Below are 15,208 nucleotides of genomic sequence, written 5' to 3'. Positions count from 1 at the left end.
GCCTCAGTTGTGAGAAAAATATGTTTGGAAAAGGCGGATTGGGTAACCTGATGAAACAGGCCCAACAAATGCAAGATAAAATGCAAAAAGTTCAGGAAGAAATCGCTCAACTGGAAGCAACGGGCGAATCTGGTGCAGGTTTAGTCAAAGTGACTATCAATGGGGCACATAATTGCCGCCGCGTTGAGATTGACCAAAGTCTTTTTGAAGATGATAAAGATTTACTAGAAGACTTGATTGCTGCTGCTTTCAACGATGCGGCTCGCCGTATTGAAGAAACCCAGAAAGAAAAAATGGCTGGCGTTTCAAGTGGTATGCAGCTACCACCAGGCTTTAAGATGCCATTCTAATGCAGACAAGTCCGCTTCTTGAATCATTAATGGAAGCGTTGCGCTGCCTTCCCGGAGTGGGACCAAAGTCAGCGCAGCGAATGGCTTTTCAGCTACTACAGCGTGATCGTAGTGGCGGTATGCGATTAGCACAAGCGCTGACACGGGCAATGTCTGAAATAGGGCATTGTCGTGATTGCAGAACATTTACAGAACAAGATGTCTGTAATATTTGTGATAATCCACGCCGTAAACAACAGGGGCTAATCTGTGTAGTGGAAAGCCCTGCGGATATCTATGCCATTGAACAAACAGGCCAGTTTTCAGGGCGTTATTTTGTTTTAATGGGGCATTTATCACCTCTTGATGGTATCGGTCCTATGGATATCGGTTTGGATAGACTAGAAGAGCGTCTTTCTTCTGAATCTATTACTGAGGTCATTTTAGCGACTAATCCAACTGTTGAAGGTGAAGCGACCGCTAATTATATTGCTCAAATATGTGGGCAATATGGCGTGATGGCAAGTCGCATCGCTCATGGAGTGCCGGTAGGTGGAGAGTTGGAGCTGGTAGATAGTACGACGTTGTCTCATTCTCTCTCTGGCCGTCTTAAGCTTTGATATCCTCGTCATAATTCGCGTTGTAGCGTTGTTGTCTTCATACGTTAACCCTAGTCATATACTTGTGTATGCTCCTAGGGCTTAACGTATTTGATCTCCTCGTCATACTTCGCGCTGTAGCGTTGTTGTCTTCATACGTTAACCCTAGTCACATACTTGTGTATGCTCCTAGGGCTTAACGTATTTGACGCCTAGCTACAACACGAATTATTTAGAGGATGTTGTTAAATATGATTTGCTAGAAAACTTCAAAAACTTCAAAAACTTCAAAAACTTCAAAAACTTCAAAAACTTCAAAATTTTAAAAACCGTCAAAGCTTATCTTGTTATTTTAGCTCTCTGCTTTTTATTGTGATTTGTATGATTTTTTATATGGTGAGCTTGAATTCTCATTTTATGCCCCCAACTATTGGACTATCGATAAGTTAAAACTCTTCAATTAGATTAAAGATATAGAGGCCATTAATGAGTATGAAAGGACAGGAAACTCGCGGTTTCCAATCAGAAGTTAAACAACTGCTGCAATTGATGATCCACTCGCTTTATTCAAATAAAGAAATCTTTTTGCGTGAGCTTATATCAAATGCGTCAGACGCCGCAGATAAGCTGCGTTTTCGTGCACTTTCAAAACCTGAACTGTATGAAAATGATGGTGAATTGCATGTGCGCATCAGTGCCGATAAAGATAAAGGAACGTTAACAATCAGTGATAACGGTATCGGGATGAGCCGTGAAGAGGTGATTGATAATTTAGGGACTATTGCAAAATCGGGTACTAAATCATTTTTAGAATCATTAGGTAGTGACCAAGCCAAAGATAGCCAAATGATTGGGCAGTTTGGTGTGGGTTTCTATTCTGCGTTCATTGTGGCTGATAAAGTGACTGTACGCACCCGTGCGGCAGGTTCAGCCCCTGACCAAGGTGTTTTTTGGGAATCTGTTGGTGAAGGTGACTACACCATCGCTGATATCGAAAAAGAACAACGTGGTACAGAAATTACTTTGCATCTTCGAGAAGATGAAAAAGAATATCTCGATAATTGGCGCTTACGCTCAGTGATTAGCAAATATTCTGACCATATCGCATTGCCTGTTGAAATTGAAGATAAAAATGAAGAAGATGGCACAGTCACTTGGGAAAAAATTAACCAAGCAAAAGCACTGTGGACGCGTAATAAATCTGAAATTTCAGATGAAGAATATGTCGAATTTTATAAACATATTTCTCATGACTATGCTGATCCGTTAAGTTGGACCCATAATCGCGTTGAAGGTAAACAAGAATATACCAGCTTGCTGTATATCCCATCGAAAGCGCCATTTGATTTATGGAATCGTGACCAACAGCATGGCTTAAAACTGTATGTACAGCGTGTCTTTATTATGGATGATGCTGAACAGTTTATGCCTAATTACCTACGTTTTGTACGCGGTGTGCTGGACTCGAACGATTTGCCACTGAATATCTCTCGCGAAATTTTGCAAGATAGCGCACTAACACGTAATTTACGTAGCGCGTTGACTAAACGTGTCTTGCAAATGTTAGAGAAAATGGCAAAAAATGATCCTGAAAAATACCAAGCTTTCTGGCAACAATTTGGCTTAGTCATGAAAGAAGGGCCTGCGGAAGATACAAGCAATGGTGAAGCGATTGCTAAACTTCTGCGCTTTGCGACAACGCACTCAGAAAGTAGTGTGCAAAATGTCTCTTTGGAAGACTATATAAGCCGTATGGTTGAAGGGCAGGACAAAATATACTTTATTACTGCTGATAGTTACGCTGCTGCGAAAGGAAGTCCACATTTAGAGTTATTCCGTAATAAAGGAATTGAGGTTCTGCTGCTATCTGATCGTATTGATGAATGGATGATGAATTACCTATCTGAATTTGATGGTAAACAGTTCCAGTCAGTTAGTAAAGCTGATGAGTCATTAGATAAATTAGCCGATGAAAATAAAGCCGAGTTAGAAGAAGCGGATAAGCAATTAGCACCATTTGTAGAGCGTGTAAAAACCTTTTTAGGTGAACGCGTTAATGATGTGAAACTAACTCATCGTTTAACTGATACGCCAGCAATTGTAACGACTAATGCAGATGAAATGAGTACGCAGATGGCCAAACTATTTGCGGCAGCAGGGCAAGCAGCGCCTGAAGTTAAATATAACTTCGAATTAAATCCTGCACATCCATTAGTTAAAAAGGCATCAGAAGTGACTGATGAATCTGTTTTCTCTGATTGGGTTGATGTACTTTTGGATCAAGCACTACTTGCTGAACGTGGCACATTAGAAGATCCAAACTTATTCATTCGCAAAATCAATGAATTACTTTTGAAATAATTAAGTGACTCATTTTCGTTTTTGAACATAAACCACGTTTTAGCTTGTGCTTTAGCGTGGTTTTTTTCTTTTGCGAAGAAAGTTAAATGCGAAAACGTTTACGTGTCTTCTTGAGTCGAGCGCTATGCTAATGGTATGGTAGCTTGTTTTCTTTTCAAATTATAAAAAACTAAAAGCAAGGGGTTTACGCAATGCGTATCATTCTGCTCGGCGCTCCAGGCGCAGGCAAGGGCACTCAAGCTCAATTTATTATGGAGAAATTTGGGATCCCACAAATTTCAACTGGTGACATGTTACGTGCCGCTGTTAAATCAGGAAGCGAGTTAGGTAAACAAGCTAAAGATCTGATGGATAACGGCAAGTTAGTAACTGATGAATTAGTTATCGCGTTGGTTAAAGAGCGTATCAAACAAGATGACTGTCGTAACGGCTTCTTGTTGGATGGGTTCCCACGTACAATTCCTCAAGCTGATGCAATGAAAGAAGCAGGTATCACGGTTGATAGCGTTCTGGAATTTGCTGTACCTGATGATATTATTGTTGAACGCATCATCGGTCGCCGTGTACATGCACCATCAGGTCGTGTTTATCATGTTAATTTCAACCCACCAAAAGTTGAGAATAAAGATGATGTTACCGGTGAAGAATTAACAATTCGTAAAGATGACCAAGAAGATACCGTACGTAAGCGTTTAGTTGAGTATCATGATTTGACCGCACCTTTAATTGCTTATTATCAAAAAGAAGCCAAAGCGGGTAATACTCAATACTTTAAATTAGATGGCACGCGTAAAGTTTCAGAAGTGAGCGAAGAATTAGCTAAAATTCTCGGTTAATTTTAGAATCGATTATTAATAAAGGCAGCGATAACCGCTGCCTTTATTTTTGTGCCACTTGCTGTCAAAAATAGTTATTTATCTGTGATAAAGTTGGGAATGATTATCAATTAGGAGTAATTATAATGTTAGAAAAAAAAACCGGAATTCTGTTAGTTAATTTAGGCACGCCAGATGCCCCAACAACATCCGCAGTTAAACGTTATTTGGCCGAATTTTTGAGTGATATTCGTGTTATTGATCTTCCTCGCATTATTTGGAAACCCATTTTGCATGGTGCAATTCTACCTTTGCGTTCGTCTAAAGTGGCGAAACTATATCAATCAATTTGGCAAGAAGAGGGGTCTCCTTTATTAGTTTACTCTTTGCGTCAGAAAGAAAAATTAGCGCAATGTTTTCCTGAGATACCGGTTGAATTAGGCATGAGTTATGGTTCACCTTCAGTGAAAAGTGCGATAGATAATTTAATGAGCCAAAATGTTACTGATTTAATCGTATTACCGTTATATCCTCAGTATTCATGTACTACAACAGCGGCCGTCTATGATGCTGTGACGAAAGTATTTCAGGGGATGAGGACTATCCCATCTCTACAGTTTATTCGTAGCTATGCGACGCATCCTGCGTATATTCAAGCATTGGTTTCTTCTATTGAAAGCAGTTTTTCTGAACATGGTGAGCCTGATAGATTAGTGCTGTCTTTTCATGGCATCCCTCAGCGTTATTGTGATACAGGCGATATTTATCAGCAGGAATGTGAAAAAACGGCACAATTACTGAGAGAAGCTTTAGATTTTCCAAGTGAAAAAGTGTTATTAACTTATCAGTCTCGTTTTGGTCGTGAGCCATGGTTAACGCCTTATATGGATAAAACTATGCAGCAATTACCCGCAAAAGGCGTAAAATCCGTTCAGGTAATTTGTCCAGGATTTTCAGTGGATTGCTTAGAGACATTAGAGGAAATCAGCGAGCAAAATAAAGAATTTTTTATCAATAACGGCGGTACTAATTATCATTACATTCCTGCGTTAAATGATAGTCAAAATAGTATTGACATGCTTAAATTAATTATAAAAGGTGTAATTAAATAATCTATGGCTTAAATTAATACAATAATCTGCTGTTATCGATATATCAAAAATTTCAAAATTGACTATAATACTTATCTATAACTTAATTATATAAAATATTATATGTCATTTGGAATTAATATGAGCAATGGTAAAGAATCACAAGGTGGCTTAAAACAGGCACTAGTGCAAAGCCCGCAATTCAATATGCAACCAAGTGATGAAATTGACTTAATGGCATTATTAGCAGTTTTGCTGAGGCATAAATTTCTAATAATTGCTTTTACAGTTGTAATGACAATTATAAGTATTGTTGTCGTCAGTTATTTACCACAAAAGTGGACGAGCACAGCCGTTGTGATCCCTCCAACGTCTGAAGAGATTCAAGAAATTAGTTCAATTGGCGCACAATTGAGTGTATTAGATATTAATATTGATTTAGGCGCACAACGTATATTCAATGTTTTCATTGATCAGTTTCGTTCGAAAGTAAATCAAGAAGCCTATGTGAGAAGTACTGATTATTATAAAAAGCTTTCACAAAAAATAGATTCAAAAGAAGAAGTGCTTAGCCAGCAAAGGTTGGTTAATCAAATCATTGAAAATGGTATTCAACTTAAAGATAAGTCAAAAGAGAAAAACAGTGATTCTACTGATATTGTTTTAACTTTTACTGCCCCTCAACCTATTGAAGCTCAAGACTTACTTGAAGGCTATGTTCGTTATACGGCTTCAAAAGTCAGAACGCAAATCAAAATAGAAATTGAAAATGCCATTGCTCGCCAATTGGTATATGCAACGGAATCTTTCAAGCAGGAAATTACTAAAATTCGTACTAAGTATGATGTCAAAGTTGAAAGATTAAAACGCGCTATTGATATTGCGAAAGCGGCAGGTGTAACAAAACCGATTTCGAGTGAAGCGGCTTCTATTATTGATGATCCTGATTATCCAATTGCATTGGGAACTGAAGCGTTAGAGCAAAAATTACTGATTGAAACACAAAATCGAGATATTGAATTAATGAGTGAAGACTTACAAAATCGTCAACACTATATTAATAATTTGAATGAGTTAACGAGCAAAGAATTAAATTTTACACCAGTGAAATTTATTCTAACGCCAGATTTACCGCTACGTAAAGACTCACCTAAATCTTCATTGATTGTTGCATTGAGCGCAATACTTGGATTTATTCTTAGCTGTGCTTTTGTGTTAAGTCGTGAATTGTTTCGTGATTACAACAAACAAAATACACATTAAGTAAATTGCTAAATAATTAATAATGAAGCCAGCACCTTGAGACAAGGGTGCTGGTTTTCTTTTATCGTGCTAGAATAGACCAATGTTCCTTTTCTGATTTTTTTCATTATGAAATTCCCCGGTCAACGCAAATCAAAACACTATTTCCCTGTCAGCCTCAGAGATCCTCTTTTGCAACCAATTAAAGAGAGAATGAGCGAAGACGAAAATTGTAAATCTTATATTGTTGGTATCGATCAAACATTAGTGGATATAGAAGCTAAAGTTGATGATGAATTTATTCAGCGTTATCAATTAAGTAAAGGTCATTCATTAGTTATTGAAGACGATTCGGCTGAATCGCTTTATAAAGAACTTACAGACAACGCATTGATTACTCATGAGTTTGCCGGTGGCACTATTGGTAATACACTACATAACTATTCTGTACTGGCTGATGATAAATCTGTATTGCTTGGAACTATGTGTAATAACATAGGAATAGGTAGTTATTCATATCGTTATTTGTGCCATACCTCTAGCCGCGTTAATCTTAACTATTTACAAGGTGTTGATGGACCTATTGGCCGCTGTTTTACGTTAATAACAGAAAATGGTGAGCGGACTTTTGCCATTAGCCCTGGTCATATGAATCGTTTGCACCCTGATAGTATTCCAGAAGATATTATCGCAAATGCATCTGCTTTGGTTTTAACAGCGTATTTAGTGCGTTGTAAGCCGGGCGAAACGATGCCTGAAGCCACAATGCAAGCAATCACCTATGCTAAAAAACATAATGTTCCTGTCGTGTTAACCTTGGGGACTAAGTTTGTTATTGCTCAAGATCCTCAATTTTGGCGTGACTTCCTAACAGAACATATATCTGTCGTGGCAATGAATGAGGACGAAGCATTAGAATTGACAGGCTTTAGTGACCCTTTGCTTGCTTCTAATATGGCATTAGATTGGGTTGACCTTGTTTTATGCACCGCGGGCCCTTCAGGGCTATATATGGCGGGTTATACTGAAGAAGCCGTCAAACGGGTGACTCAACATCCATTATTACCCGGTGCGATTGCTGAGTTTAATTTGTATGAGTTTAGCCGAGCTATGCGTCAGCAAGATTGCAAAGTCCCATTGAAAATCTTTTCTCATATTGAGCCTTATATGGGGGGGCCAGAGAAAATAATGAATACGAATGGTGCAGGGGATGGGGCTTTATCTGCATTGCTTCATGATATTACGGCGAACTCCTACCACCGCTCTAATGTGCCAAATTCAAGTAAGCATGAGCGCCAATACTTAACTTACTCATCATTAGCGCAAGTGTGCAAATATGCAAACCGTGTCAGTTATCAGGTTTTAACCCAACACTCGCCACGATTGACTCGTGGTTTACCTGAGAAAGAAGATAGCTTAGAAGAATCTTATTGGGAAAGATAAATTTATTATCGTGAGTGATTATTAGATGAGTTAATACTATTGAGTGTAATTGAATGCCCCAATGTTTAAATCAACATTGGGGCATTCAAGTTAATCACTATACTATTGTTACTAGATTAGGTATTAACAAAAATACTTATTTGAAGGCTAAAATAGCCACTTAAGTTAGTTGAAATTAAACTAATCAAAAAAACCGTATTATTGTTGAATAATTTTTAGTCATATTTGGATGGTGATATCAAATATGAGTGTTTATAAAAATTGATTATGAAATTTAACTTTAATGCGCCTATTTCTGATAATTAAAATTCGAGCGAGTTATTAACAATACATAAATATTATTAATATATTTAAGCTTGTTTAGTGAGCCCTAACTCCACATTTACTTTTGTGAATTCAATTTCTTTTTCATCTTCAATTTCGTAGCGTATTGCTTGTGGAACTGAAATTTTGATGGCAATGAAAACAGCCAAGAAACCACCAACTAGCTTACCTAATAAAATAGGCAATACGAGTGTCGGTTGAAAGTTAGCAGTAAAGGCTAAATGGTCGCCAATAGTTGCTTGAGCACAAACACCGAATGCTACACACAAAACTTTATCTCTTGCTTTCATATCTTTGAATAAATGATAGGTTGCAATAATATTCGCCATGACCATGATAAAGCCTAAAGAACCCGTATCGCTTAGTTTTAAACGGTTACTTAATGCACGGACTAATGGTTTACAATAGCGTTGAAATAGGTAGCAGATAGGAAATGTGCCTGCCAACATGATCCCGATATAACCTGCAATCTCAATCGCTCTAAACAACTCATTTTGGTCTGCAAATAGAGGATCAAATCCCCAAGCGCCAAACACTTTAGTAAATACACCTGTAAAGTGTTCAACAATTGAAAACGCTAATACAAGTTTAACGAATGCATCCATAATTTTACCAAAAATTAGGAAGCCTGTTACCATCAACATTGGGCGATATTTAAGTCCTGCCGCTAATAAAAAGCAGAAAATAAATAATGGCATTAAGTATTGCAACATGGTTAGAAAGTCGAGCGCTATCTGATGAGTTGCAGGTGAGTTAGTTGAAATAATGTCTCTTACTGGGATATTACTAAAAGTGATCAAAAGTAGTGATGCTAATACAGCAAATGGGATGGAAATCAAACCAGCCATTGCACCTAATGCTAGATATTTATGATCTTTACGGTTGAGCATGGTCAATCCAACAGGGATCAGATACACAATAGTTGCACCAGAGGTGTAGCCTATTAGCATCGCAGTGATCCACATATCTCGATTAGTAGTAAGAGCGTCTGCTAATTGGTAGCCGCCCATATCAACCGCAATGATTGATAGGGCCGCGATAGAGACATCTGATCCTACTGATGAGAAGATAGGACCAAGTACATAAGAAATCAGTTGGGAAAGTAAAGGAACAGCTGCCATGATCCCTGCTTGGGCAAGGAATACGGGGCCAATTGAAAAAATACCGTTAACAAATTCTTTTCCAAGGTCGCTGGTGGGTCTTACTATTGATGCGACAGCGCCAATGATGGCTCCGCACATAATTAAGTAGATAATATAATTACCAAATTCAGCCATAGTAGGGTTTCCTTTTATTATTGTGTATAGCCGTAATGCTTCAAATTGCATGATTTTTTAATCAGTGTGGTTATACCGCATGCCTAAATCACTGGATTACTATGTGACTTTGGAGATAGCAGCATGTTGTTAACATACAACTTGAATTATTTTGCTTATATTTAGTGTCTTAATTGGCGAGAACGGGCGATGATGTCGCGATATTGCGCCATAACGCCTTGCATATTTGTCCCATCGGGACGCGTTATTGTGGAATTGCGTTTTACAGGCATTTCGTGGCTTATACCTAAACCTTTACGGGCTAGCAATGCAGCACCTAAAGCGGTGACTTCGCGATTTGCTGGCGATTCAATATTTTTTTGTAATAAATTGGCTAAAAATTGTTTAAAGTATTGATTTGATGATAATCCTCCATCAACAGAAATGGACTGACCTAACGGCGAAATTTTCTCCATTGCGAAAATAACTTCAGCTGAACGCGCCGCAATCCCTTCTAATACAGACTGCATCATATCTTTTTTATCTGTATCAAGTGAAAGACCCGCCCACATACCGGCAGCACTTCGATCCCAATAAGGGCAACCTAAACCCGATAAAGCAGGTACAAATGCTAGACCTCGTTGAATGGCAGATTCGGCTCTGAAGTCACTCAGTTCATCAAACTGATCAAATAAGCCTATTTTTCGAGCCCAGTTCACGGCTGAAGCGGCATTGTAAACACCACCATCAAGACCAAATACAGCAGCTTCTTTAGGAAATTTCCAACAAAGTGTGGGTAAAAGACCGGTCTCGTGGGTTTGTGGAATTTCAGAGCCAGTGAGTGCTTGTAGGAAAGCGCCAGTACCAAATGTAATTTTGGCATCCCCTTTATTGCGACAGCCATGACCAAAAGTCCCTGCAAACTGATCGACAATAACAGCGGTAACTGGGGTTAAGTGCCCATCTAGATTAATTGCGCCAAAATTGCCAATATTATCGCTCAGCGTTGGAAGGCAATGGATAGGTACGCCAAAGATTTCACATAGTTGGGGATCCCATTCTAATGTGTGAATATTCAGTAATGAGGTACGCGATGCCGAATTGTAGTCTGTGACAAAAACGCCGCATAATCTATCAAGGAAGAAAGCATCCATAGTGCCTAAGCGTAGTTTGTTCTTATCTGCCAGTGTTTTGGCGCCTACAACATTCTCTATAATCCATCCCATTTTGCTAGCGGAGAAATAAGGGTCTAGCGGCAAGCCTGATTTTGACTGCACAATAGATTCAAAACCTGCATTTTTGAGTTCTTGGATCGTTTTTTCGGTACGCAGATCTTGCCAAACTATGGCATTGTAAAGCGGACGTTTGCTGTCAGCATCCCAAGCCACAATGCTTTCACCCTGATGAGCAATACCGATAGCATCAACAACTTCACAGCTATGTAGGCATTTAATAATATTTGCCAATATTTCTTCAGGGTCATGCTCTACCCAACCACTATTTAGCGTGATTTGCTTATGTGGGATACTCATCGGGGAGTGATAATGGCCACTTTCATCAAAAACCACGACCCGGGTTCCCGTTGTTCCCTGATCGATAGCAGCATAGCGTTGATTGAGCATCGCATTTCTTCCTAGTGTTATAAATGTTGTAAACTAGTCTGTTTTTTTGCTTACTATCGTTCAATCGGAAATAAAATCCACAAAAAACTCACAATAAGTTTCATGATTGTGATAAAAATCACAATAAAGTAACAATGTGGGTGTTTTTTGGTTTGTTGCTTTAATTTGTGTTGTTTTGGTTGTTGAGTTTGTGGTTATTGTGTGGTTTTATGTGTGAAAGTTTTAAGTAAAGGATTTCAGCCATGGATATTAATAATAAAAAAATTTGGGATGTCATTGTTATCGGTGGTGGTGTCATTGGTTGTGCAGTGACCCGAAAATTTACCTTAATGGGGGCTAAGACACTCTTACTCGAACGCGGTGGTGATATTTTATCGGGGGCAAGTAAAGCAAATAGTGCACTATTGCATACAGGATTTGACGCCACACCAGGGAGTCTCGAATTAACCTGTATGCAAGATGGATATCGCGAATTCATTGATATTAGAGAAAAAATGAATTTACCTATATTAGAAACTGGGGCGTTAGTTGTTGCTTGGAATGATGAGCAACTGAGCAAACTCCCGAGTATTGTGGAACAAGCACACACTAACAACGTATTAGATGTGGCAATTATAGATAAAGACGAATTATATCGTCGAGAACCTCATTTAGCGGAAGGTGCGATGGCGGCTGTCACTGTTCCCGGAGAAGCGGTAATTGATCCTTGGAGCACCCCATTAGCTTATTTAACACAAGCCGTGAAACATGGGGCGCAGTATCATTTTCATAGTGAGGTGATATCGGGCTCATTAAGTGAGGGAATTTGGCATTTGTTGACATCAAAAGGTGAGTTTTCTGCCCGTTTAGTGATCAACTGTGCGGGTATTAATGGTGATATTGTGGAATCTATTTGTCATCCATCGCCATTTCAAATCAAACCGCGTAAAGGACAGTTCTTAGTTTATGATAAAGCTGCGGCGGCAGACGTTAATGCCATTATTCTACCTGTGCCGACTGCGATAACTAAAGGTGTACTGTTATCAAAAACAATATTTGGTAATTTATTACTAGGGCCAACGGCTGAGGAACAAGAAGATCGTTGGAAAGCGGAAGTCAAAGAAGAGGTGCTGCAAGACTTGATTGAACAAGGTTCGCGCTTGTTACCTTCCTTGCATAATTATAGCGTTACCGCGACTTATGCAGGCTTACGTCCAGCAACAGAAGAAAAATATTATCGTATTAATGATTACCCTGAAAAACAGTGGCTGTGTGCTGGTGGAATTCGTTCTACGGGGTTGACTTCAGCGTTAGGGGTGGCTAATTATTTAAGTCAACTTTATCAAAAAAACTTTACGCCTTTATTTGAATTATCTCCGCCAGATGCGTTGATATGGCCAAAAATGCCAATGATTTCAGAGTATCATCAACGTGATTACCAATGTAAAAGTAATGGTGGGATTGTCTGTCACTGTGAGTTAGTCACTCAAAGAGAAATTGAAGCCACATTTGATTCGGATATTCCCCCTGAATGTTTAGGCGCACTTCGACGTAGAACACGTGTCATGATGGGGCGCTGTAATGGGTTTTATTGTAGTAGTCAGGTAGAAGAAATTATTAATTCTCGCTTCGATAACACACTCGCAGTGGAGGCGGTGAAATGAATTTGAATTACGATGTTATTATTATTGGTGCAGGACCTACAGGGTTAGCGGCAGCACAAACATTACGTCGTCGCGGTATTCACAATATTGCTATCATAGAGCGTGAAGAGCATGCCGGTGGAGTTCCTCGTCATTGTCAGCATCCTACATTTGGTTTGTTAGCATTTAAGCGTCCAATGAAAGGCAATAAATTTGCACAGGCCCTTATTAAACGTGTGGGTGATACTCAAATTTATACGCGCAGTACCGTAGTAAGTTTTCAACCTAATGGAATACTGACCGTGTCAATGCCAGACGGAATTGTTGAAATGCATGCAAAGCGTGTGTTAGTCGCCACTGGTGTGCGCGAAACACCTCGCCACCCACGATTAGTCACGGGCTTACGTCCTCAAGGAATACTTACCGCAGGAGCATTGCAGCAATTTGTCTATTTGAAAGGTAAAAAACCTTGTCGTAACCCTGTGATTGTGGGAAGTGAACTTGTCAGTTTTTCCGCATTGTGGACATTGAAAAATGCAGGTGTAAAAGCACAAGGTATGATTGAAAGTGGTTCACGCATTCTTGCCTATAAACCTGCGGTATTATTTGCAAAAGCAATGGGTACGCCTGTGTACCTAAATAGTAAAATTACCCAAATTGGTGGCCTTGAACGTGTTGAATATGTGGTAGTCGAAACCGCAGGGCAATCTCACAAAATTATGTGTGATTCCATTATTTTTACGGGTGGATTTGTTGGGGAAAATACTTTAATTCGTAAAAGTCATCTTGATTTTGACGCGAACACAGGTAAGCCCGTTACTGATCAATATGGGCATTGTTCAGATATACATTATTATGCTGCGGGTAATATGCTGCATCCTGCGGATATGGGCGACCAATGCTATCAAGAAGGCCTCATTATTGGAGGCCATATAGCAGATGATATTTTAGCTCATCACCATAAGTTATCGATTAATAATACGGTAAGATTACCCGTTAGTATTGGTTCTTCGATTCGCTTTAGTGTGCCTGCCTGTATTGATTTATCCGTGATGAATATGGATAAAACTGATTTTAATATTCAAGTTAAACACGCTATTACCGGTACTGTCAAAGTTATGGCTGGAGATTATGTTTTGTATGAGAAACATCATCGTTGTTTGCCTACAAGACGTATATTGCTTAAAGGCATCGATTTAACAAAAATTCAACCGGATGCTACTGAAATTCGTATCACTGTTGTATAGTGCTGAAAATGTTAAATAGTTATAAAGGTAAATAGATGAGTGAGGGGCGTTCTTCAAAAGTACGACATCAAGCCATTATTGAATTATTATCAACTCATGGTCAGGTGTATGTGCAAGAGCTTGCTAAGTATTTCAATGTTGCACAAGAAACTATTCGTCGCGACCTCAGTAAGCTTGAAACTCAAAAATTATTGAAAAAAGTCCATGGTGGTGCCGTTAATATTCAATCCAAATTTGAGCGTAATTTTACAGAAAGAGCTCAAGTTGCCGTTGATGAAAAAAAAGCAATAGCTTTTCAAGCCGCGAAATTAATTAAGCCGGGTGATACGCTGTTTATTGATTTTGGCACAACAACTTTTGAGTTTAGCCAGCGGGTTAAATTAATTGATAATTTAACGGTTATTACTAATTCCCCTTTGCTTGCCAATACATTGCAGGAAAATCCAACAATTGAAACAATTCTAATTGGTGGACAATTTAATGCGATGCAAAATGCCTGTTTAGGTGTTATTGCACTGAAAAATATCGCTGAGTTTTTTGCTGATTATGCCGTTATTGGTGTTGGCGCAATTCATTCATTACATGGCGTGATGGATCAACATGTTGATGAAGCGGCTATTGCACAAAAAATGATGGAAAATAGCGATAAATTAATTGTTTTAGCCGATGGTACTAAAGCAAATAAGCATGCAATTAACTTTGTAACAGGGTGGGATAATATTGATTTTTTAGTGACAACCTGCAAAGACTTTAAATTATCTGAAAATAAAAAACGACCAAAAACAAAAATTATTATTGCTGAAATTGAATAAGAGTTAATTTTAAAAATCGTTAATACAAACCTATGAAGAACAATATTAATATTCCTTCATAGGTTTACTGTACTCAAAATTTGTTATTTTATAACCAGGAAATTATATGAAAATCTATTTTATTGCTTGCCCATATTCAGACCCTGATAGCAATGTGGTTGAAATGCGCTTTCAAGAATGTACTAAGGTTGCCGCTGAATTGGCATTAAAAGGCATCGCAACTTATAGCCAAATTACTATTACACACCCAATTAACCAATATCTTGCAACACAGAATAAAAAAGTCGCTTGGTCATCTATTGATATGGCATTTTTAGATCGCTGTGATGGCTTAATTGTATTGACGCTCCCGGGATGGGAGAAAAGTGGTGGTGTTGCTGCTGAGATTCAATTCATGAAGGATAAAGGATTACCTGTTTGGACTTACGATGAGTTTAAAATTTAA

At 38.6% G+C, this 15,208-nt stretch carries 13 protein-coding genes; 11 read left to right on the top strand and 2 right to left on the bottom strand.

Going from position 1 to position 15,208, the window contains the following annotated elements; all coding sequences use genetic code 11:
- Nucleotides 1-20 precede the first annotated feature (20 nt).
- From AAZR93_RS08555 to AAZR93_RS08525, 7 genes are all read left to right on the top strand, one after another.
- Nucleotides 21-350 carry a YbaB/EbfC family nucleoid-associated protein gene (locus AAZR93_RS08555; protein WP_294104854.1) on the top strand — a complete coding sequence of 110 codons (330 nt, stop codon included), beginning with the start codon at nt 21-23 and terminating at the stop codon, nt 348-350.
- The gene (gene recR / locus AAZR93_RS08550; RefSeq protein WP_434719545.1) at nt 350-949 is read left to right on the top strand and encodes a recombination mediator RecR; all 600 of its coding nucleotides are present in this window, start codon (nt 350-352) and stop codon (nt 947-949) included. Before AAZR93_RS08555 ends, recR begins: the two co-directional genes overlap by 1 nt.
- 465 nt (nt 950-1,414) lie before the next feature.
- On the top strand, nt 1,415-3,289 hold the full coding sequence (gene htpG / locus AAZR93_RS08545) for a molecular chaperone HtpG (RefSeq protein ID WP_434719544.1): 1,875 nt from the start codon (nt 1,415-1,417) through the stop codon (nt 3,287-3,289).
- 191 nt (nt 3,290-3,480) lie between these two features.
- Nucleotides 3,481-4,125 (top strand): adenylate kinase, encoded by a 645-nt coding sequence (adk, locus tag AAZR93_RS08540; protein ID WP_294104849.1) that lies wholly within the window; start codon nt 3,481-3,483, stop codon nt 4,123-4,125.
- A gap of 125 nt (nt 4,126-4,250) precedes the next feature.
- The gene (hemH, locus tag AAZR93_RS08535; protein WP_434719543.1) at nt 4,251-5,216 is read left to right on the top strand and encodes a ferrochelatase; all 966 of its coding nucleotides are present in this window, start codon (nt 4,251-4,253) and stop codon (nt 5,214-5,216) included.
- Nucleotides 5,217-5,336: 120 nt separating this feature from the next.
- Nucleotides 5,337-6,458, top strand: a complete 1,122-nt coding sequence (wzz(fepE), locus tag AAZR93_RS08530) for an LPS O-antigen length regulator Wzz(fepE) (RefSeq protein WP_434719542.1) — start codon at nt 5,337-5,339, stop codon at nt 6,456-6,458.
- A 108-nt stretch (nt 6,459-6,566) separates the two neighbouring features.
- Nucleotides 6,567-7,880 (top strand): inosine/guanosine kinase, encoded by a 1,314-nt coding sequence (locus AAZR93_RS08525; RefSeq protein ID WP_434719541.1) that lies wholly within the window; start codon nt 6,567-6,569, stop codon nt 7,878-7,880.
- A gap of 350 nt (nt 7,881-8,230) precedes the next feature.
- On the opposite strand, the gene eutH is transcribed toward AAZR93_RS08525, so the two are convergent.
- On the bottom strand, nt 8,231-9,481 hold the full coding sequence (eutH, locus tag AAZR93_RS08520) for an ethanolamine utilization protein EutH (protein WP_294104840.1): 1,251 nt from the start codon (nt 9,479-9,481) through the stop codon (nt 8,231-8,233).
- Between the two features lie 161 nt (nt 9,482-9,642).
- Complete coding sequence (locus AAZR93_RS08515; RefSeq protein WP_434719540.1) at nt 9,643-11,082, bottom strand: FGGY family carbohydrate kinase; 1,440 nt, start codon at nt 11,080-11,082, stop codon at nt 9,643-9,645.
- A 242-nt stretch (nt 11,083-11,324) separates the two neighbouring features.
- Between AAZR93_RS08515 and AAZR93_RS08510 the strand changes: the two genes are divergently transcribed.
- The 4 genes from AAZR93_RS08510 (at nt 11,325) to AAZR93_RS08495 (ending at nt 15,208) form a co-directional block, all read left to right on the top strand.
- Nucleotides 11,325-12,725 (top strand): NAD(P)/FAD-dependent oxidoreductase, encoded by a 1,401-nt coding sequence (locus AAZR93_RS08510; RefSeq protein WP_434719539.1) that lies wholly within the window; start codon nt 11,325-11,327, stop codon nt 12,723-12,725.
- Complete coding sequence (locus tag AAZR93_RS08505; RefSeq protein WP_434719538.1) at nt 12,722-13,951, top strand: NAD(P)/FAD-dependent oxidoreductase; 1,230 nt, start codon at nt 12,722-12,724, stop codon at nt 13,949-13,951. Before AAZR93_RS08510 ends, AAZR93_RS08505 begins: the two co-directional genes overlap by 4 nt.
- 35 nt (nt 13,952-13,986) lie before the next feature.
- Nucleotides 13,987-14,763 carry a DeoR/GlpR family DNA-binding transcription regulator gene (locus tag AAZR93_RS08500; protein WP_294104831.1) on the top strand — a complete coding sequence of 259 codons (777 nt, stop codon included), beginning with the start codon at nt 13,987-13,989 and terminating at the stop codon, nt 14,761-14,763.
- 106 nt (nt 14,764-14,869) lie between these two features.
- On the top strand, nt 14,870-15,208 hold the full coding sequence (locus AAZR93_RS08495) for a DUF1937 family protein (RefSeq protein WP_434719537.1): 339 nt from the start codon (nt 14,870-14,872) through the stop codon (nt 15,206-15,208).

Origin of the sequence: Providencia sp. Je.9.19 (assembly GCF_051129765.1) — a bacterium.
GTDB lineage: Bacteria > Pseudomonadota > Gammaproteobacteria > Enterobacterales > Enterobacteriaceae > Providencia.
The sequence above is the reverse complement of the archived record's forward strand: the minus strand, read 5'-3'. Positions and strand labels throughout refer to the sequence as shown.

Coding starts and splice junctions, on each gene's coding strand:
- adk (WP_294104849.1), top strand. CDS start 3,481: ATGCGTATCATTCTGCTCGGCGCTCCAGGCGCAGGCAAGGGCACTCAA.
- AAZR93_RS08555 (WP_294104854.1), top strand. CDS start 21: ATGTTTGGAAAAGGCGGATTGGGTAACCTGATGAAACAGGCCCAACAA.
- AAZR93_RS08510 (WP_434719539.1), top strand. CDS start 11,325: ATGGATATTAATAATAAAAAAATTTGGGATGTCATTGTTATCGGTGGT.
- AAZR93_RS08515 (WP_434719540.1), bottom strand. CDS start 11,082: ATGCTCAATCAACGCTATGCTGCTATCGATCAGGGAACAACGGGAACC.
- recR (WP_434719545.1), top strand. CDS start 350: ATGCAGACAAGTCCGCTTCTTGAATCATTAATGGAAGCGTTGCGCTGC.
- eutH (WP_294104840.1), bottom strand. CDS start 9,481: ATGGCTGAATTTGGTAATTATATTATCTACTTAATTATGTGCGGAGCC.
- hemH (WP_434719543.1), top strand. CDS start 4,251: ATGTTAGAAAAAAAAACCGGAATTCTGTTAGTTAATTTAGGCACGCCA.
- AAZR93_RS08505 (WP_434719538.1), top strand. CDS start 12,722: ATGAATTTGAATTACGATGTTATTATTATTGGTGCAGGACCTACAGGG.
- htpG (WP_434719544.1), top strand. CDS start 1,415: ATGAGTATGAAAGGACAGGAAACTCGCGGTTTCCAATCAGAAGTTAAA.
- AAZR93_RS08500 (WP_294104831.1), top strand. CDS start 13,987: ATGAGTGAGGGGCGTTCTTCAAAAGTACGACATCAAGCCATTATTGAA.
- AAZR93_RS08525 (WP_434719541.1), top strand. CDS start 6,567: ATGAAATTCCCCGGTCAACGCAAATCAAAACACTATTTCCCTGTCAGC.
- AAZR93_RS08495 (WP_434719537.1), top strand. CDS start 14,870: ATGAAAATCTATTTTATTGCTTGCCCATATTCAGACCCTGATAGCAAT.